The sequence below is a fragment of the Sphingobium sp. GW821-FHT02B05 genome (assembly GCF_059421905.1).
In genome coordinates, this window is record NZ_JBWKVW010000005.1 from 19504 (window position 1) to 38159 (window position 18656).

An 18656-nucleotide genomic window follows, 5' to 3' on the forward strand; every position below is an offset into this window, starting at 1 on the left:
ATCAGGGAGCTGGCCGCGCCTGCGTGACGGCCCGCCTGCCGAACACATCGGACCCGAATCGCCTTTGCAGGTGAACCGCGACCATCGCCGCATACCTGCGTTGGCGAATACCGCTTGGGCTGTGATAGATGCCGATCGCCTTCCAATAATTGCCGCTCATCTTGAGCGCGTCGAGAAATATCCAGCGTGCCGCCTCGGCGTTGAAGCAGGGATCAAATTGCAGCCAGCGCCGGACTTCCCCCTCGCGTCGAGCCAGGAGCGCGGCGATCCTCGGCACCCACCAGCTGTTGATCTGGAGGGGGCCGACATCATGACTTCCATCCTTGTTGAGGGTTTCCGCGCCGATCCAACCGGCTTCCTGATCGCGCAATCCCCAGAGCGTCTTTTCGAGCCAGGCCTGACCGCGTGCCGCCTGCCGGATGCACCGAGCCACATCAGGTTCCGGTGGCCTTGCCGCTATAGCGCCTTCGCAGGGGAAAGTCGCCATCAGCACCACCAGCGCGACGCAGATCCAGCGTCGATCAGCGATCCAGACCACGGCCGCCCTCCCTTCCATTGTAGCGGGTCTGCTGCTCGCGCGCAGGAGCAGGCGCATCCCGATTGCTTTGACGGTCGCTCAGCAAAGACTGAAGATGCTGGTCGAGTGCCTCGAAAATGAGTTGAGCCCCACCAGCGAGCTTGTTCGCCATACCTTTCGGCCTTGAGCCACGGGTCCAGAGCTCGCGCTCAAGGCGGCGATCGCTGCGCAAGCGTCTCTCCATGTTCTGATCCTCCTTCAGTTGATGGAGATGTGGTCCCAGCCGCGCAGCCATTCGGTCGCGATGATCGCGCTCGAGGCGCCTAAGCCCTTCGAGGCCCGACGTCTTTTCACCCGATCGTTCGGCGAGCGTCTCCACCAACTTCTTGGAATCCTGGGTCCAGAGCTTCACCCCATATCGGGCGCGGGTAATCGCCGTGTAGAAATTCTGCGCGTTCACCAGCGGCGACTCGACAGGCGCCAGAACATAGACCCTGTCATAGGTCTTGGACTGGGCCGAATAGATAGTCTCGGCATAGCCATGATCCCAGGTTTTATGCCGTGAGAGGTCGATCGTCTGAACCCGATTGCCGCGATCCCAGCGGATCGTTGCCTGGAAGCCCTCGATCTTCTCGACCGTTCCCCGTTCCGCATTTTTGAGCTGGAGTTGGCGCGACGCCAGGCGCCATTGGATGCGGTCGCCTTCGCTGATGTCTCGCTTCTCATCCATGAAGACGTTAACCTGCGAGGGTTTGGCCGTGCGGGGATCCCACAGATGGACCCGTCCCTGTTCATCCACCAACCGGACCAGCTGCCGGCCTCGACCGTTCCGAACCACCCCCGCGACGCGATATTCGCTATCCCGCCCTAGCCCCGCTCCTGGCTGATCGCGGTTGAAGGTCACCACCTGCCCGCCCGAGTAGAACCGCGCCAGCCTCTTCTCCTGGTCACTCAGCCCGCCGGGTGTCAGGGCCGATAGGCGGGTCTCCGCGGCTGCGACGACGCCCTCGCGCTGGAGCACCTCCCTGATCTTGCTGTTCACGATGAGGCGTGACGCGTTGTCGAGGACGAGAATGTTGGTCGCAGCGCGGCTTTTGGGGCTGAGACGCGTCCACTCCGCGACCACACCCGCGGCCAGAGTGGCGGCATCCTTACCGCCCACAACTTTGTCGAGCCGACCAATAGAGGCTGCGTAATCCCCGGCCCGCGCATGCGCGACGGCATCCCGCATCGCCGTTGTTTCCTGCCTGCGTGACTCGGTCAGTTCGGTCGTTTCCATGCCCAGCTTCTGCATGAGCCAGAAGGCCTTCCCCTGCTCGATCGCACCGGTCTGCTTGTTGTCACCAAGGAGAATGAGGCGCGCGCCGGTGGTCCGGCTGATCTCCAGCACCCGCAAAGCCTGTCGGCTTCCCAACTGCCCCGCTTCGTCGAGGACCAGCACATGGTTACCGGTTATCCCATAGCCGGCACCCGCCAGAAGGCTCGCGACGGTGCGCGACCCGATCTGCGCCTTCTGCCCCAATTCGGCCGCCGCCGATGATGTCGGGGCCAGGGCGACAAATGTCCTGCCTGGCAGCGCGGCATCTTTCAGCGAACGCACGAGCGTCGATTTGCCCGCCCCTGCGACGCCGTGAACAGCTGTCACCCGGTCTCGCGAGGTCGCCATGTCCACCAACGCCCGTTCCTGCTCCGGGGACAGGCCCGCCCGCTCTAGCACAGGCAGCAGACGATCGGCGCTCGCCACAGGCCGCCCGTCGCCTACGGCAAGCGCCAGATGCATGGCGAGCGACTGCTCAAGCCGTACCGTTCGCCGGGTCGTCCGGCCCCGGGTCAGGATCGCGTCCCCCGTCTGATCACGGGTTGCCAGGAGCTTGCCCCGCTCTTCATGCGCGTCGACCAGCGGCCGCAAATCCTGAAACCGGACCTCACCGACATGGGATGCAAGCCCCGTGGAATAAAGGCGACCAAGCGGGTTCACTGCCTCCTTCCCCTCCGACTGCCTTATCCCGAACAAGGAGGCGCGGGCGGCATCACTCGGGTCGACCGGGACAAGCCGCTCCCCCATTTGGGCGGCACCTTCCTTAACCGCTTCGAGCGGCTTTTCATGGGGTCCAAGCCGTCCGCGCCACTGGTCGAGCAGGGTTTCAATACCGATCTTCACCTTGGCACCGCGGGTCGCGTAAAAAGACCGCCGACGTGCCGCCTGGCCGACAAGACCATGCTCGGCAGCATGTTCGTTGATCTGCTCGGCCCGCTGCGACATCTCCTCGATCAAGGGCTTGGGAACGCCCCTGATTTCGAAAAGACCCCGGCGTGGATCGAAGTCGATCTCATAGCCAAGCTCGCGCAAGCCATGGGCGAGTTCACTCCGATAAATCTGCCCGCTGGTCATCTGCTCGGCATACAAAGCGCGGGTTTCGAGGCTCGCCATCGGATCGCTCGTCTTCCCGTTGGTCATATTGAGGACGACGACATGAGTGTGGAGATGGGGATCGAGTTCGCGGCTTGCATGCTCGGTAAACCGTGCCCACAGCAATCGGCCGGTCGTCTCGTGAACGATGCTGCCTTCCTCCCGCCTTCGCAGCTGGGCATGCTCCTGCAGATAGGTGAGCGCGACATCGACCGATCGCTCATGGAGTTGGACTATTCGCTCGTCGCCGATAGCAAGCGCCATCACCGACACGGATTTGGGCGCACTGATCGCAAAGTCCCAGCCGGGATGATGCTGGATGCCGTCTGCTCGGTGACGACCGAGTTGCTGCCCCGCAACCTTTCCAGCGAGCAGGGCGCGATACGTCTCGGGATCGACATCGCCTGATAGCCTGAGTTCGTTCGCCAGGGCACCACCCCAGGACGATCGCTCCGCATCCCCTTTTGTGTAATAATCGCCGATCGCATAGTAGCGGGCGATGTTGCCAGGCGAACCCTTCAGGCGGCGCGGATGCATCATGCCGGCCTCGCATCGTTACGGTCACCCGATGCACGGCCATGTTGCCGCAGCCGGAAGCCGCTGGCGCGACCCAAGAGCTTGGGCAGTCCACCTTCTGGAGGTGCATGCTCACCCTTCACCGGATTGGACGGGGAGGCCTGCGGGCGGACCTCATCTTGCGTGGGCGTGCTGCCGTCGTTCGCGTCGAGCGGCAGTTCGGGCGCTTCCGCCTTCTTCGAACGACGCCGCTTGGGTGCCGATCCTGAGGGTTTCGGGGGAGACTTGTCTTCCTCTTCCGGGTCCAGACGGATGGGCGGCGCCAGCCGCTCGACGAATGCGGCCTCCGGGCTGGGCAGAACATTATAGCTATCGGCAAATCGGACCACGGGAAGGTTTCGGCCGAACCGGAGAAAGCCCGCGAGATTGGGAAGATTAGTGACCTCGGTATGCATGACCAACGGGCGGGTCACCTGGATCCGCGACAGGTTGACCCCGTCCCGCATGTCGTTGACGCCATAGGACATGCCCTCATTGGCCTCGACCTGTTCGACCTGCCCCAGATTTTCTGAAACATGTTTGGCAGTGGGCGTGTCGTTGGCGCGCAGCGCCACCCAGGTCGAGCAATAGCCGGTGATCGCCGCGGCATCCTGGATGCCGTAGGTCGCTTCAAGCTGCGGATAGGACTGGAACCCCAATATGCCGCAGCCGCCATATTTGCGCGCGCGGGCGAGGAAGTCGCTCAGCGATGGCAGTTTCTGGAGCGTCGGCAGCTCATCGATGACACAATAGAGGCGTCGCTTGCGATCAGGCGGGAGGCTCATGATGGCGCTGATCGCGATGTCGAGCCAGACGGTCAGGAGGGGCCGGAGAGACGGAAGCTGATCCGCTTTGACGGTGATGAAGAGCCAGCTGTCGTCCTCCTCATTGGCAACCCAGTCGCGGATCGAAAATCCGTCGGCGGTATCGTCCAGATAGGAGAAGCTGCGCATAACAGAAGCCAGTTCCGCGCGAATGCCGGCCGAGGTTCTGTCACCCTCCATCGAGATGAAAGCAGCAGCGTCGGTGCCTTCGGCGAATGTCGCGAGCGTCTTCAAGGGACTGCGCAGCACCGTCTCCAGCAGCGCCGAAACCAGCGTACGCTCATACCGGGCCAGCTTGCGCAGGACTGCGACCAGTGTCCCGCGTGCGGCCTTGGCCCAGAAGGGATCGCCCCCCTTGTCGGGGATCGTGGACTCCGCGATCTGGTCGTAGTGATAGTCGCGCGGGACATCGACCCAGGGCGACCAGCAGTCGGCGCGGTCGTCCAGCGGATTGAGCAGAATGTCGTGCCCCGGCCGGTAAAATTTTTCGACGAAGGTGCCGGCCGTATCATAGACGATCGCCCGCTTGCCCTGCTTGCGCATGCCATCCAGCATCTTGACGATGATGTTGGTCTTGCCTGTCCCGGGCGCACCACAGATGAGGATATGCTCAGGCTCGAAGGCGTCGGGCACGGGCACGCCGCCGATCGCAAAGCTGCCCTTCCGGTTTCGCCACAATTGCCGCCGCAGCTGCCGTGCAGTGCCAAAGCGAGCCCCGCGCAGGAACTGATTGGAGCCGAGCCCCTTCCCCGTGCGGGTAAAATAGAACCAGGCCCAGCCCAGCATAAGCAGAGCGAAGGCGCCCGCCAGTGCGGCGCCATAAACCAGATGATGCTCCATCGCCTGAAGCGTCTTCTTGGCGATGCGGGAGCCGAGCAAAGCATCGGACGTAGTCCAATATTGGCGACCCGATGGGGTCCGAAAAAGGACCGGCGCGCCGCCCGGCACGTCGCTTTTGAGCGTTGCCTCGGCGATCTTGGCTGCCACGAACCGCTGATAGTCGGTCGACTTCTCCAGCACATACCAGATGGTTCCACCAACCCAGATGGCGACCCCCGCCAGCAGCGTCTGGAAGAAGACCTGTGTGGTCATGCGGACATTGTGGACGATGGCCTGCCCGCCCCTCGTCCAGGAACCCAGCGTGTCGTTCCGAAAGATGCTCATGATTGCATCTCCTCGGGATCGAGAAGGCCCCGTTCCATAAGCAGGGCGCGGGCATCTTCCATCCCCTTTTCGAGGACATCGGGCCGACGCGCGCCGACGGATGCGGCGAGGATCGCGAAGACCTGGATGAGGGTCGCCTGCACCTCGTCGAAGCGGCCATGATAGCCCGCCGCGTCCATGCCTTCATAGCGGTTGAGGATGTCCCGGACGTAGTCGGGGATGGTCGAGCCGGCCGCTTGCGCGCCGACGACAAGACGCCCGAAGAGCGCGTCCTTGAACCTGATGGTAACTCTGGGCAAGCGCCGAACTCCTGTTCGTCGCCTGGCCAATCGTGATGAAGCATCGCCCTTATATTCGAATTTCAGCCTGATCTCAATTGATTACATGTAGTCGGAGCGGCAGCCAAACGGTGCCAAGGCAGATCAAGCACTTAGGCACGCCGACGTACAAAACGACAGCCAATGTGCACCGGGTGGCGTCAATCAGTGCCATCAGCGCAATACGCGTAATCGGCCGGAAAGCCGCGCAAATGCTGGCGATTCGCGCCCGCAGCACCCGTGCGTACGGTGCATTACAAAACGCCCCCGGCTTGCGTCCTCTCTTCGCAGCGCTTTCCCGCGCTGCGCTGCCTCGTGCCGGAAGGCGCGGGGCACCCCGAAGGGGGCTTATTACATCTGGCCAAGCGATATCCTTTCCGATCGAAATATAAGGGACAAATGCCCCCGATCCGCACCCAGTCGGGACGCGGCGTCCGCTCAGGCCCGTCTAAAGCACGCCCTGCACTCGCCCTAGTCGTGGAGACGTACCGCGAAGCGGTTGCATCCTATGAGAAACATGGCACGATCATGCCCGGCGGACAGACCTTCGTAGATCTGAAGGATGACGCATGCCCAAGATGAATGACCGCGAACGCCTCGCCGACCTTGAAGCGCGGCAAAGGAAAATCGCGGAAGATATCCTGGAAGCCCGCCGCGCTTTGCGCGGCAAATATGCCTCCATCATCTCCGACCTGGAGATCGAACAACTGTCGGAAAAGGACTTCCGCGACATATTGGCCCAAGCGATCCGGGTCGGTGGACCAGCCTGTATCGCAGCCCTCAAGCCGCTCTCCGTTCCCCCACGGGCCGAACCAGCAAAGCGCCCGTAGGGCGTCCCTGCGACGAGCACGGCGGAGCCGCGCGCAGGAGGCCGATGCCGACAAGGCATCGCATCGCCCTGGCGACGGACCCCATTCAGGGGTCCTGAGCCCGGGCGACCTTTCCCTCGCCAACAAAAAAAGGCCGGCCCGGATAAACTCCGGACCGGCCCCAAACAATGTTCCTCAGCAGGCTGCCCTGCGTTGATCTGCAAGTCGGAAGAAGTGGGCGGGCACGCCCTTCCCCCGGATTGCGCGGGCGAGCTGTGACTGGACCCCGCTGCCTTCGCAGACCAGCGCTTCGACGGGGTTCAACGCCAGCATCGCATCGTTACGCGCGAACCCGGCCCGGTCGCCCAGATGGCGCCATTTGGCGAGGGTGAAGGCGATCACCGGTACTTTGCGGCTTGCGGCCCAGGCGGCGGCGATCGCATCGCATCCTTTGTCCTGCGCGGTGGTCGCAAGCACCATCGTCGGCACCCGCATGTGGATGGTATCGAGCCTGTCCCACAAGAGCTGGCTGTCGTCCCATGTCTTGCCGCCGGAGAAGATCACGATCGGCCCCTTGGGCGAATGCTGGTCGATCCGGCGCTGGCGGCGTGCTGCGAGAAAGTCGGTCGCCGAGACCACCGCTGCGGTGCGCTTGTTCGACACCATCGACCCCCTCGGCGTGGACCAGGGGCGCCCCGTTTCAGCAGCGAAGGTCTGGACTGCATGGTCCCGCATGCAGGCTACCGCCTCGCGCGCTTCATCGAGGGACTGGCAGATCGTTTGCGCATCCTCCAGCTCGGCGGTCAGGACCTCGCTCCCGTCCGCATCGCGGATGAGATCGCGGACCTTGCGCGCCGCCTTGTCCGCCTCGCCATCGAGTTGGTCGGTGACCTTGTGGAGGCTGTGCACGATGCCCCAGGCGAGCCGGTCCGCTATGGCTTCGAGCCTCGTGTCACGCAGCAGATCGAAGAAGGTGCGCACCACGAGTTCGGTCGCAAGTTCCGCCTCACGGGCGAGCGGAAGCCCGGCATCGGTCTCGTCATCGGCATGGCTCATCCGGAACCCGTCAATCGTTTCCGCGAAGGCATGTTCGAAGGCGGGGCTCGCGCTTTCCGCGGCGATGAGGTCGGCGATTTCCTCGGTGCTGCGGATAGTGGTGATCGTCGTCATGGGAACCTCCTTGAATTGAAAGAGGTCTTTTCTTCGGCACGGGCTCTGAGCGACGGGGTCAAGGATCGCGTAGCGACCGCGAAGCGGCGGTGGGGGTCACGATTTTCTTTGGCGGCCACCAAGGTCCGAACCCGAAGCGCCATCCTCGCCCCGCCAAGGAAAATGGTGGGGCCCCACCGTCCTTGAGGCCGGCGCTGTCCCCGTGCCACGATTAAAAGAGTTGAGAGAGAAGAGGAGGCTTGCGAATCAGGGGCTCGATGCCCCTGATTCGCAAATGGGTGCCTCACGCGCTGACCCGTCGATAACCACCCGTCATGCCCGCGGATGATCGACGCGCTACTGGCGCGATGGGCATAAGCCGACTAGGGCGCGGCTTATGTAGACGGCTCGAATGATGGACGACAGGATATTGCGGATGAGTGAGCTGGCAGAACGGGTGGATGGTGCATCGCGGGTCATCCTGGCGAGTCCCCGCGTCCTGTTCAGAACCTTCCGTGACACCGAGACGCTCAAGGCCTGGCGGGTTCCCGAGGGGGTTACGGGCAGCTTTACAGCACTCCAGCCGCGCACTGGTGAAGGCTATCAGTTGAAACTCCTCCACGGGGACGAGCGCTATGGCATGTCCGCGCCCGGCATTGATCTGATTGAGGGGCGCTTCGTAGAGTTTCAGCCTGACGAACGCGTCGTCGAGCAGGTTCGCTTCATCGGTCGGGACGGCCAGACCGCGGGCACCATGATGTTCGAAACCCTGATCAGCCCCGCCCTCACCGGCACCCAGGTGACGCTGCGCGCGACGCTCCGCCTGACGCCATTGATGCAAGAAAACATGAAGACGCGCTCGCGGCTTCGCTGCGGCGCCTAGCGCTGCTTACGGAATGAAAAGAAAAAGGCGGCCGCTCCAAATTGGAGGGCCGCCTTCTTGCCGTTCAGTTGACCGTCGGCACTTGCCCCGGCGGCCAGATGAGATCCGCCGACTAACCGGCGTGGAGGTGCGCCAGCGGCGTGACGCCCTGAACGCTGCCCTCACGCCAAATATCGCAGACGACATAGACGGGAGCTCCCGTCGCGCGGTCGGTGCACTCCATCAGGGCAAGGTCGCCCCGCTCCGCGGCACGGAGGAGCAAGGTGTAGTTCCGGATGCAGATGCCAGGGAAAGCCATGGCCTCCTCACGCCGCTCTAGCGAGCGATTGCACCGCGCCGGGCCGTCGCAGCGCGCCTGCCGGTATCCCCGCCTCGCTCTTGCGAAAGGCATGGATGGGTACGCTTGCCTTGCGCAGCAGCTGGTAGAGATTGGCCTGGAGCCCGGATCCCTCGCAGAGCAGCGCCTCCACTGCCTTTAACTCTACGAGCTTGCGGTTGCGGTTGAAGGCGACCTTCTTGCCTGCTCCAGAAAGACCATAAGCAACGAGCGGCACGCAGTTCCCGGGACGCGCCGCCCAAGCCGCGGCGATCGCGTCGGCACCCTTGCGCTGCCCGGTCGTCACCAGCGTCATATGAGGCAAACGCGCTTTGATCTGATCGAGCCGGTCCCAGATGGGCTGCCAGTTCTCCCATTGGGCGGGGCCTGAAAAGATGACTATCGGCCCCTGCGGCAGGTGTCGTTCACGCGCAACCAGTTGCCGCTCGCGCAGGAAATCCTGGACGGCGATCTGGCTGGGGACGGAAACCGTCGAGGCACGTGATCCCCTCGCCGGAGACCAGGGCCATCCCGAAAGCGCGCGATACATTTCGGCCGCATAATCACGCATGCATTCGATTGCATCGCGCTGCTCAGCAAGCGACCGGCAGGCAAGCTGCTTTTCCTCAAGCTCGTTCGAATAGACTTCGCTAAGATCTGGTCTGCGGGCGAGATCGCCCAGTTCCTGCGCGATGGCGTCTTCCCGCCGCTCGATCCTCCCGGCGACGAAGTGGAAGGAATTGATGATGCCCCAGGCGATCTCCGGCGCGAAGGGTTCAAGCCGCGTGTCGGTGAAGAGATCGAAGATGGCAGCGACGATCCCGCCGCATTCAGCCTGCGCCGCGATTGGCTCTGGCATGTCATGTTCGCCAGGCTCGTCGCCGGGCTCAATGATCGAGAGTGGCATGGGATCGCCGAACACGGCCTGGAATTCCGGGGTGGCGATGGCCTCTGCATAGAGGGTCTTCAAGTCGGCAAAGCGGTCGACGCTTGCGGGTCGCGTGCGGGTCATATCCTGCCCTTTCGGAATGGAAGAAAGGAGGGGCCGGGAGCGCGAACGCCCCCGGCCAAAGGAGCGGCAAGCCGTCAGAAGGGAACTTCCTCGTCGACCTTGTCGTCGGTCGCGAGGCCACCGCTTATGCCCGCCGTGCTGTCGCCGAAGCCACCGCCCTCGCCGTCGGCAGAATAGCCGCCCTGCGCCGGCCGCGTCGTCGGCCCAAAATCATCGCGGCGCTGGGGCCGCCGCCATGCGACACGGAACCCGTCCTGCTCCGTCCCGAACAGCGCGATCGAGAGCGGTTCAGGCAGGCTTGGGTCATCGATCGAACCCTGGAGGAAGGCTTCGCCAGTGGTGCGCGTGGCCACGGCCTCCCACAGGGCGCCCAACTTGACCCAGCGATTACCAACATTGAGCGCGATGATCTCATAGACGGGCGCGCGTTCATGATTGCTCTGGACCGGACGCAGTCCAAGCCGCGGCAGGTCGATGGTGTTGGTCGCAATCCAGCCCTGGAGACGATCATTGCGGACATTGAATTCACCGATATTCATGAGACATTTCCTTTGACGTGCATCGCTCTGAGACCATCTCAAGCGACACCTGCCAGAATCCCTCTCTCCTCTCTGTCCCGACCCATCAGCGGCCGCTGCCGCACGCGGCAAAGCGCAAGCCCGCCCCCATCTCCCCGTTCGCTTCCACCTGCGATCGGCGCTATGATGGAGCCTATGGATCCTGAAACGACGCGGACCATCGCGCAGTTGGCGCGATCTCGCGCAGAGCGCAGAAGCTCGGCTGCCAATCGCGACGGTCTGGAGCGACTGGGAGCGGCGCGCGCTCTTCGTCAACTCGCAGCCGACCTCGACGCCACAGCCGAAGAGTTCGACCGCCGTCCCCAAAATTTCCGCCCGCGTGGCTGACCCCTATCCGAGCCCTCACCTACTCCGCACCGTCGGCAGCCGATCGTAACCCGCAGGGCCGCGATCCGGTGCAGCCGGGGCTCGGTCGGAGCGGCGCTGCAAGCGCCGCGCAGATAGAGCGGCGGCTGCCCGCGCAAGCGGGCAGCCGCCTGCCAACCTTCCTGCCGAAGACCGCCGGCTCACCTCTTGGCAAAACCGCTCATCTGCCGTTCCCTAGATGAAATCCTCACCACCCCGCCCGTTGGCCGCCCAGCCCTCTTCCGCGCTCAGTCGGTGGGCCTGCGTTATCGGAAGGGCGCTGGAGCCATCGCCTGCGCAAAGCGCCGTCTCGTAATCTTCATATGCTTCTCCCTTAGGATGACTGGCGGCGCCTGCTTCCTGTCCGACCGACCACCGCGCACAACCGATCACTGTATCTTGCAACTGAAGCTCGTCACCAGCGCCGGATTGCCCTTACCATTATAAGTCGCGAATGCGGGATAGGCGCAGATTGGTCGTGACATACCCGGAAAGCTCTGGCCCTTAGCCGTGATCTGGGTGGGCGCCGCGCCATTTTCCGTCCAACTGACCAGCGCCGCGAGCGGGTCGAGATTGTCGAGGGCAGGACCGCCGCCGCAATGGTTCATGCCCGGGATAATGAAGAATCGGGAAAAGTCACCTGCATCCTTGCCCGTGCTCTGCTTAGTGTCGGCGCCCAGCTTCTCATACCATTTCGCCAATTCGGAAGGGGAGAAGATCGGATCGGACCCGCCAGTCAGCAGGATGAGCTTGCCGCCACGCGCGACGAAGCTGCGGAAATCGGTGGAGGTGGCGTTGGTATAGGCAGCCGTGTCGGCCGTGGCGCTGAGCAAGGGCGTCACGTCCATCATGTCCTTGGTCGGCGTCTTGATCGCCGGATAGGCCATATAGTCGGTTAGCGATGCGGTCACCAACTGACGGAATAAGTCGAGGCTCTTCCCATCCGGGGTCGGCACGCCGACCTGCCAGAGGCGCCAGCCGTCATTGAGCACGCCGGCATCAAAGGGCCAGGAACCGACGACAGGCTTACCCTTGCTGTCCCGCGGACCGGCAAAGGCGCGCTCGATCGCCTCCACCTTGGTCGGCGCAACGCAGCCACTCGTCTCGCCCGGCTTGCATACCAGCTTGCGCACCTCGAAATGGCATTGGGCATGGTTGAAGATCATGCCATCCTTCAGCCCATCCAGACCGTCGCACTGGTTAAGGATCTCTCCCTGCACCAGCTTTTCATCGGCCGCCGTGAACAGCCGAGAGGAATCAGTGCCCAACTGACGGGCCGCCTTTGTGTAGACATTACCGGAAAAGAGCGACAGCATCGCGGCATGGGTCAGGTCAAAGGCCGGATTGGCCGCCAAGATGCCGTCAAATTCCATGGGGTAGCGCTGCGCGGCGATCAACGCCTCGCGCCCGCCGTTGGAACAGCCCATGAAATAGCTTTTCTCCGGTCGCTTGCCGGTCAGCGCCGACAGCGTCTGCTTCGCGCCGGTTGCTACCTTGCCGATCGCGGCATAGCCATAGTCGAGCTTGGCCTGCTGGTCGGCGGCGAAGCTGGTGTCAGCGGGCGTCACGCCGGAATGGCCGCCATCGCTGCTGACCACAGCATAGCCCTGGGCCAGCGCGGGCAATTGGGTGCCGCCGGTAACGACGGGACTGCCGATCGCATTGCCGACAAAGCCATTGAGGCCGCCGCCACCCTGATAGATCAGCCGACCGTTCCACTGCACCGGCACGCGCAGTTCGATGCGGATCGCATAGGATTTGCCATCGGCACCGGTCCGCCGCTCCGTCTCGGCCGAAATCCGGCAATGTTCCGGCAGCGTAGGCGGCGGTGCGCTGGACGCGCCATTGGGCGAAAGCGGATCCCGGGGCGCGGGGCCGACCGGGACCAGTTCCGCGCCGGTGATGCTTAGCGCACCGACCGCCTGCCCCTTGAGGGCGGGGCAACCGGCACGAACCTGCGGGTCGATGGCGGGCAGGGATGCCCCGGCAAGAAGGGATGCGATCAACATAAAATGACTCCCGGGCATTCAGACAATGGGCAGGTAAAAAGAATCTGGAACGATCGAGTGGCGGTGGCGTCCGTCATCGTCCACCGTCAGTCATGGTGATCGTCACCGGTCCGATCAGGCCGGCGGGCCGCAGCGGCGCATCCTTGGTATAGGTTGGCATCGCGGTGAAGGTGACTTTCTTCGCGCCGGGCTGCGCATCGCCGATCAGGCGATTGACCCAGAGGTTGGCGACCCGAATGTCCAGATCGTTGCGGCCCTTGCGCAGCAGCCGGCTGATATCCAGCCGATAGGGGTCATGCCATGCCGTCCCGGCCAGCACGCCGTTCACCCGTACTTCCGCAATATCGCCGATCCGACCAAGGTCGAGCAGCGTGGCACCGGGCGCGACCTTCGTTAGCGTGACGGTCTTGCGATAGGTGGTTGTGCCGGAAAAATAGCGCAGCGCTGGGTCCGCCTGCTCGCTGAGCGATGCCAAGGCCTTCATCTCCCGCGCGGGCGGAGCGCCGACCGGTGACTGGAAACTGACCGACCAGGGCCCATCGATCGTCATCGTCCGGGTCGCATCCGTGCCGTCCGGTTCCGCCGCTGCCTTGCTGTCCTGCTTGCGGAAGATGACGAAATAGCTTTCCTCAGGCCCCATCGTCAGCGGCACGACCGTGTCGCCGTTCTGGACGTGAGACTGCGGCCGGGTTGCCGCGCCCGTATCCGCGCGCCAGATCTCCGGCTGCGCCCCGGCCACGCGGAAGCGGGCATTGATCCGCTGGCTGGCATCTTTCCGGTTGCTGACGAAATAGATGTCGGCGTCATCGCTCTGCCGGTGGACGAACAGAATCTGGCTGTCGGCATCGGGCTTGTCATAGTCGAAGTCGGGTCTGATCCCCTGCCCAGCCAGCGCCGCGTCCAGATCGTCGCTGGCGATGATCCGGCCGTTGCCGATCAACGTCAGGGGCTGGCCGGACCAGAGCCGATCGGCGAGCGCGGCGAAGGCCTGTCTGTCGTCGGGCAAGCTGGGCGATCCGGCAGGCTTCATGCCGATGATCGTCGCGCCCGCCGAGGCCAGCGCCTCCAGCTTGCGCAGCAGAGGCAGGGTCATCCGGCTGCTGGTGCCGCCCAGATAAAGCACCCGATAGCGCGCTCCGCCGGGCGACACCAGATCGCCCTGATCGACCTTCAACCCGTCAAGGACTCCACTGGCGCTCACGAAATCATAGGCATGGCCGGTCGGCAGCCCCGGCATCGGATGGTCGACCGATTGCGCCGAGATCGGAGCTTCCTCGCCCGTGAAGAAGGCGACGTCAGCGACATTATGGCCCTGCTGCAACAGATAGCTCGACCGGGCGATATAATCGATCCACGGCCGCGCCATGCCCGCCCAGCTTTCGTGACGATTGAGATATTGGCCGAAAATCTGGAGCGAAAGGCCAGGCAGCTTGTCATCCAGCGGCTGGTGCACGCTGCTGTGGATGACCGGCCGGTTGATTCCCTCCAGAAACTCCATGTCGATGACGCGACGCAGGTCGGCCGGGGCATGGGCCCAGGGCTGCATGGCGGAGGTCATGGATTCCGCCGCCACCAGCGACTGACCGTAGAAATGGGCGGTGGAGGATGCGCCCCTGGTGTCGCCGCGATAGCCGCTCGACGGCCCCTTGTCGCGACCGAATGTCCAGAAAGCGCCCATCGGGATGTCCGCGAACCGACGCATGTCTATATCGTCGCCCAACGACGGCCGGCCGCTTTCCAGCGCCTCGCCATAGACTTTCAGCCCATTTTCATGCGCGACCTTCGCGACAGTGCCATAATGATCGGTCGCGATCATGTCGGCCAGCGTGCGGCGGAAGTCATAGAGGAAGGCGTCGCTCTGCGTGCGCGATCCGATAATGGCGCCGGTCATCGTCGGCAGGAAGGGGGTCGGATCGTAGCCGCGCAGCTGGCGGAACCGGTCGATCAGTCCGGGCGTCCAGTTGGATGCACCGACCTCGATACTGTCGGTGACGATCGCGTCGATGCCCCTCGAACCGATTAGCTCCGGTCCCACTGCGTCGCGATACAGGCCCAGATAATGATCGAGATAGGCGCGCACGGCGCGGCCGTCATATTTGTCGACCTCCAGCCCGGTGGCCTCGGCCGTGGCCGGATGGTTCATCTTGCCGGTTAGCGAATAGCCGAGCCGGACAATGCGCCACTGGCCCGCAGGCGGGGTCCAGTCCAGCGTCCCCTGCGGCGTCATCCTGGCGGTCAGGTCGATCACGTCGCCCGGCCGGGGGATGGCCCCGTCAGCCTCTCCGGGGGTGCCGAGCTTGTAATAATCCATGGCGAGGCTGAAGCCGGCCTTGGTCTCGAACTGGTCGACCCGGGCTTCGCTCGAAAGCCGCAATTCCGCGACATCGATCGCGGACGGGCCCTTCATCAGGTCTCCCAATGCCGCCGCAAGGTCCACGCCCGACGCCGGTTCGACTCCAAAGCCGCCGCCGCTGTTGGGCGTGATGAGCAGCCGGAAAAAACGACCCGTCGTGGCCGCGAAGCTGACCGTGGTCGGCGTCGCCGCCAGCGGAATGTCAGCGACCTTGCGCCAGTCTCCGCCATCGTCGCTGACCTCCAGCCCGGCCTTGAACTTGGCGCCGAAGAACATCTGGGCCGCGTCGGGAATGAACAAGGTCGCGGATCGCACAGTCTGCGACCTGGCATAGCGTAATTGGATGATGGACGGATCGGTCGCCGTCCCCGGGAGAACTGAAAGACGCTCGGCATAGCTGCGGTCGATCAGCACCGCGCCGTCCACGGCCTCGCCGTTCACCATCACCTGGGCGGGCGTGTCGAGCGCGCCCTTCGCGATGCGATAGGCCAGAACCGCAATGTCGGCATGATAGGTCGGCGGCGGCGGTGCCTTGTTGCCGCTGAAGGCCGCCATTTCATCTTCGATCGGCGCATTCTGGAACGGACCGGTCACGCTGGGCGGAACCGGCAGGCTGCCGCGAAACCGCTTGCCGCCGGCCAGATCGATTTCGCTCCAGACCAGCTTCTTCATGCCGTCGCCGGGCTGGACCCATGGGCCACCGGTTTCCGACCAGCCGGGCGAAGCGGCAATGGCAAAGTCCATCCCCTTGGCACGGGCAGTGGTGACGGCGTGGCGGAAGGCATCCTTCCATCCCGGCGTCATGTAAGTCAGGCGCTGCTCCACGATTTGGGGCGTCGCCAGGTTGGCATCGAAATTCTGCACCCCGCCAATGCCGACCCGCGCGAGCCAGTCGAGATCCTTGTCGATCCCGTCCTTGGTCACATTCCCGTTCATCCAGTGCCACCAGACGCGGGGACGGGCACTGTTGGGCGGATCGCGAAAACCATCGCGCAGTGCATCGCCTGTACCTGCCATCTGCTGCGCGCTGACCGGCGCACCATGCGCCGCGACAGCCAGCAGGGCGACGCTGGCGCCGGCGTTCAGGAGGGCTTTGATCGGGCGATGGTGCGAGGAGCGCATCAGGGCTTCGCTTTCATGAAGATGGGAAAGGCGGACGAAGATAAAAGACCCGGTGGTGTCTTGCACGACACCACCGGGCAAGGGAGGAGAGGTTTAGAACTTCGCGTCAAAGCTGAGCCCGACCTGACGGAAGGATTGGGGCGTGTAGATGACCATGTTGTTGTCGCCCGGGTAGATGATCACCGGCTCATGCTTGTTGAGCAGGTTGCGGGCGAAGATCGATGCCGTCCATGCGTCGTCCGGCCCATGGAGACCCACGCGTCCGCCGAGCAGCACATGTCCCTGATAGGATGCGTCGCTGCGCACATAGCTGTTGTAACGGACCTTCGACTTGTACACCATGTCCGCCGCCAGAAAGGCGGTCAGGCTGTCGGTCAGTCTCTGGTCATACTGGCCGGAAATCGTCGCCTTCCACTTGGGTGCATAGGTGAGCTGCTTGTGGCCGAGATCCAGACCCTCCGGATCGAGGAAATGGCCCGGATAGGTGACCTCATTATAGATGACGCCCGCATTAACGTTGAAACCGGGCAGCAACTGGCCGAACACCGACGCCTCGACCCCCTTGGAGGTGATATGCGAGATGTTGGTGAGATAGCAGGACAGGGTGCTGCCCGCCGTCGGTTCGCAATATTGGCCCTGGAAGTCCTTGAGCTTCAGATAGAAGGCGTTGAGGTCGAAGTTCATCTTGCCGAACAACAGCCCCTTGGCACCAATTTCGTAGGAGGTCGGTCGTTCCGGGCGAACCACGGCAGCAACCACCGCCGGATCGCTCGGGATGCTGATCTGCGGGCCCTTGTAGCCCTTGGCGACAAAGGAATAGATATTGAGGTTGCGGTTGAATTCATAACGCGCGCCCAACTTCCACGAGACGTTGGTGGGCAGAGTGGACGACCGGCGCGTGATGGCCGGGCTGACATTGCCGAACGACTGGGTGAACACCAGCTTTTCGTCGGTGAAGCGGGCGCCGCCGATCAGGCTCAGCTTGTCGGTGACATGGTAGGTCGTCTGCCCGAACAAGGCGGCCTGCGTGTCGACCGCATCATTTTCCGGATTATAGTTGTTAACGAGCGGAATGACCGCAAAGCCCAGATTGAGAGCAATCGTCTGGGTGAACGGCGCCTGCTGGCTATGCTGGCGGGAATAGAAACCACCAACCGTATATTCCAGCCGGCTGCCGCTGGGCGAAGCGACGCGGACTTCCTGCGTGAACAGCTTGACGAAGCTGGGCGACGCGCCGTTGATGATCTGGGTCGGCAGATCGTCGAGCCGGAAGATGCTCTGGTCTGACGGGTTGCTGCTCTGTTCGCGATAGGAGGTGATCGAGGTCAGCGTGAATGGACCAGCGTCATAGTCTATCTGGGCCGAACCGCCATAGTTTTTGGACGTCTGCCGCGCGATCGTGTTCGTGCAATAGCGGTTGTTGCCGTCACCTGCGGTGATGCCGCATGCGGCAAGGGCCGCCTGGACATCCGCTTCGCTCGCCTTGGTGAAGGTGAAGAAATTGATGTTGCTGTCCTTGCTGTGGCTGTAGTCGCCGATCAGATTGACGGTGATCGCGTCGGTCGGCTCCCACAGCAGGCGGCCGCGCAGATTGTAGGACTGGTGCGTGTCGCGCTTGTCATCCTGAAGCGCGTTGCGGCCCGGACCCTGGCTACGGTCGAAATTGCCCGAAACGCGGACGGCGGCATTGCCGGCCAGCGGAATATTGACGACGCCTTGGACGATCTGGCGGCCATAACCCGAACCCAGCGTCCCCGCGTCCGACAATTCGCTGCGCACGCGCGCGCTGAAGCGGGAGGGATCGGGCGCGTTGGTGACGACGTTGATGACGCCGGCCGAGGTCGTCAGGCCGAACAGCGTCCCCTGCGGCCCCTTGAGCACTTCTATGCGATTGACGTCGAACAGCGCACCGATATTGGCGTTACCCTGCGACACTTGGTCGACCACGATGCCCACGGCCGAGGTCGCGCCCGCCGCGAAGGACTGGGTGCCGATGCCGCGGATGATGCCGCCGCCGCCGACATCCTGGCCGGGAGCGCTCTGGATTTCCAGCGCCGGAGCAAGCCGCGCCACATCGGCGATGGTGTTGATCTGCTGGCGTTCGAGTTGGGCTTGGCTGGCGACCGTGATCGAAAGCGGAACATCCGCCAGCCGCTCCGCACGCTTCTGCGCGGTGACGACGATTTCCTGCGAGCCATTGTCGCTCGCGTCAGAAGCAGCCGCAGGATCCTGCGCCATTGCAGGCGCGGCCAAGCAAAGGGAAATGACCAAAAGCCCTGTGCCACCGGTAAGG

The 18656-nt window shown here is 63.5% G+C and carries 14 protein-coding genes; 3 read left to right on the forward strand and 11 right to left on the reverse strand.

Features of this window, described 5'->3' with window-relative positions; genetic code table 11:
- Position 1: 1 nt before the first annotated feature.
- The 4 genes from AC07UX_RS15475 to AC07UX_RS15490 are packed head-to-tail and all read right to left on the reverse strand — an operon-like array spanning position 2 to position 5769.
- On the reverse strand, positions 2 to 538 hold the full coding sequence (locus AC07UX_RS15475; RefSeq protein ID WP_495192886.1) for a lytic transglycosylase domain-containing protein: 537 nt from the start codon (positions 536 to 538) through the stop codon (positions 2 to 4).
- Positions 522 to 3467, reverse strand: coding sequence for a MobF family relaxase (gene mobF / locus AC07UX_RS15480; RefSeq protein ID WP_495192887.1), 2946 nt, complete (start codon positions 3465 to 3467; stop codon positions 522 to 524). The genes AC07UX_RS15475 and mobF overlap by 17 nt, the downstream gene beginning before the upstream one ends.
- A complete protein-coding gene (locus AC07UX_RS15485) occupies positions 3464 to 5470 on the reverse strand; it encodes a type IV secretion system DNA-binding domain-containing protein (protein ID WP_495192888.1) in 2007 nt (668 codons plus the stop codon). Before AC07UX_RS15485 ends, mobF begins: the two co-directional genes overlap by 4 nt.
- Positions 5467 to 5769, reverse strand: a complete 303-nt coding sequence (locus AC07UX_RS15490; RefSeq protein WP_495192889.1) for a hypothetical protein — start codon at positions 5767 to 5769, stop codon at positions 5467 to 5469. Before AC07UX_RS15490 ends, AC07UX_RS15485 begins: the two co-directional genes overlap by 4 nt.
- Positions 5770 to 6356: 587 nt before the next feature.
- On the opposite strand from AC07UX_RS15490, the gene AC07UX_RS15495 reads away from it, so the two are divergent.
- Positions 6357 to 6617, forward strand: a complete 261-nt coding sequence (locus tag AC07UX_RS15495) for a hypothetical protein (protein ID WP_495192890.1) — start codon at positions 6357 to 6359, stop codon at positions 6615 to 6617.
- Positions 6618 to 6791: 174 nt separating this feature from the next.
- Here AC07UX_RS15495 and AC07UX_RS15500 read toward each other — a convergent pair whose 3' ends face one another.
- Positions 6792 to 7766 carry a DUF2493 domain-containing protein gene (locus AC07UX_RS15500; protein ID WP_495192891.1) on the reverse strand — a complete coding sequence of 325 codons (975 nt, stop codon included), beginning with the start codon at positions 7764 to 7766 and terminating at the stop codon, positions 6792 to 6794.
- A 415-nt stretch (positions 7767 to 8181) separates the two neighbouring features.
- Between AC07UX_RS15500 and AC07UX_RS15505 the strand changes: the two genes are divergently transcribed.
- The gene (locus AC07UX_RS15505) at positions 8182 to 8628 is read left to right on the forward strand and encodes an SRPBCC domain-containing protein (RefSeq protein ID WP_495192892.1); all 447 of its coding nucleotides are present in this window, start codon (positions 8182 to 8184) and stop codon (positions 8626 to 8628) included.
- A gap of 112 nt (positions 8629 to 8740) precedes the next feature.
- Here AC07UX_RS15505 and AC07UX_RS15510 read toward each other — a convergent pair whose 3' ends face one another.
- The 3 genes from AC07UX_RS15510 to AC07UX_RS15520 form a co-directional block, all read right to left on the reverse strand.
- Positions 8741 to 9019: a DUF6117 family protein gene (locus tag AC07UX_RS15510; protein ID WP_495192893.1), complete on the reverse strand. Its 279-nt coding sequence runs from the start codon at positions 9017 to 9019 to the stop codon at positions 8741 to 8743.
- A complete protein-coding gene (locus AC07UX_RS15515) occupies positions 8934 to 9956 on the reverse strand; it encodes an SLOG family protein (RefSeq protein ID WP_495192894.1) in 1023 nt (340 codons plus the stop codon). The genes AC07UX_RS15510 and AC07UX_RS15515 overlap by 86 nt, the downstream gene beginning before the upstream one ends.
- 74 nt (positions 9957 to 10030) lie before the next feature.
- Positions 10031 to 10495 (reverse strand): DUF736 domain-containing protein, encoded by a 465-nt coding sequence (locus tag AC07UX_RS15520; RefSeq protein ID WP_495192895.1) that lies wholly within the window; start codon positions 10493 to 10495, stop codon positions 10031 to 10033.
- A gap of 162 nt (positions 10496 to 10657) precedes the next feature.
- Here AC07UX_RS15520 and AC07UX_RS15525 point away from each other — a divergent pair, with 162 nt between their 5' ends.
- Positions 10658 to 10861: a hypothetical protein gene (locus tag AC07UX_RS15525; protein WP_495192896.1), complete on the forward strand. Its 204-nt coding sequence runs from the start codon at positions 10658 to 10660 to the stop codon at positions 10859 to 10861.
- A 407-nt stretch (positions 10862 to 11268) separates the two neighbouring features.
- Here the strand turns inward: AC07UX_RS15525 and AC07UX_RS15530 are convergent, their stop codons facing one another.
- From AC07UX_RS15530 to AC07UX_RS15540, 3 genes are all read right to left on the reverse strand, one after another.
- Positions 11269 to 12888, reverse strand: a complete 1620-nt coding sequence (locus tag AC07UX_RS15530) for a tannase/feruloyl esterase family alpha/beta hydrolase (RefSeq protein WP_495192897.1) — start codon at positions 12886 to 12888, stop codon at positions 11269 to 11271.
- Positions 12889 to 12961: 73 nt separating this feature from the next.
- A complete protein-coding gene (locus AC07UX_RS15535; protein WP_495192898.1) occupies positions 12962 to 16363 on the reverse strand; it encodes a glycosyl hydrolase in 3402 nt (1133 codons plus the stop codon).
- 93 nt (positions 16364 to 16456) lie between these two features.
- A complete protein-coding gene (locus AC07UX_RS15540; protein ID WP_495192899.1) occupies positions 16457 to 18616 on the reverse strand; it encodes a TonB-dependent receptor in 2160 nt (719 codons plus the stop codon).
- Positions 18617 to 18656 lie beyond the last annotated feature (40 nt).

Excerpts from the sequence above, each read along its gene's own strand:
- mobF (WP_495192887.1), bottom strand. The coding sequence starts at position 3,467 with ATGATGCATCCGCGCCGCCTGAAGGGTTCGCCTGGCAACATCGCCCGC.
- AC07UX_RS15485 (WP_495192888.1), bottom strand. The coding sequence starts at position 5,470 with ATGAGCATCTTTCGGAACGACACGCTGGGTTCCTGGACGAGGGGCGGG.
- AC07UX_RS15495 (WP_495192890.1), top strand. The coding sequence starts at position 6,357 with ATGCCCAAGATGAATGACCGCGAACGCCTCGCCGACCTTGAAGCGCGG.
- AC07UX_RS15500 (WP_495192891.1), bottom strand. The coding sequence starts at position 7,766 with ATGACGACGATCACCACTATCCGCAGCACCGAGGAAATCGCCGACCTC.
- AC07UX_RS15505 (WP_495192892.1), top strand. The coding sequence starts at position 8,182 with ATGAGTGAGCTGGCAGAACGGGTGGATGGTGCATCGCGGGTCATCCTG.
- AC07UX_RS15510 (WP_495192893.1), bottom strand. The coding sequence starts at position 9,019 with ATGCCTTTCGCAAGAGCGAGGCGGGGATACCGGCAGGCGCGCTGCGAC.
- AC07UX_RS15515 (WP_495192894.1), bottom strand. The coding sequence starts at position 9,956 with ATGACCCGCACGCGACCCGCAAGCGTCGACCGCTTTGCCGACTTGAAG.
- AC07UX_RS15520 (WP_495192895.1), bottom strand. The coding sequence starts at position 10,495 with ATGAATATCGGTGAATTCAATGTCCGCAATGATCGTCTCCAGGGCTGG.
- AC07UX_RS15525 (WP_495192896.1), top strand. The coding sequence starts at position 10,658 with ATGATGGAGCCTATGGATCCTGAAACGACGCGGACCATCGCGCAGTTG.
- AC07UX_RS15530 (WP_495192897.1), bottom strand. The coding sequence starts at position 12,888 with ATGTTGATCGCATCCCTTCTTGCCGGGGCATCCCTGCCCGCCATCGAC.
- AC07UX_RS15535 (WP_495192898.1), bottom strand. The coding sequence starts at position 16,363 with ATGCGCTCCTCGCACCATCGCCCGATCAAAGCCCTCCTGAACGCCGGC.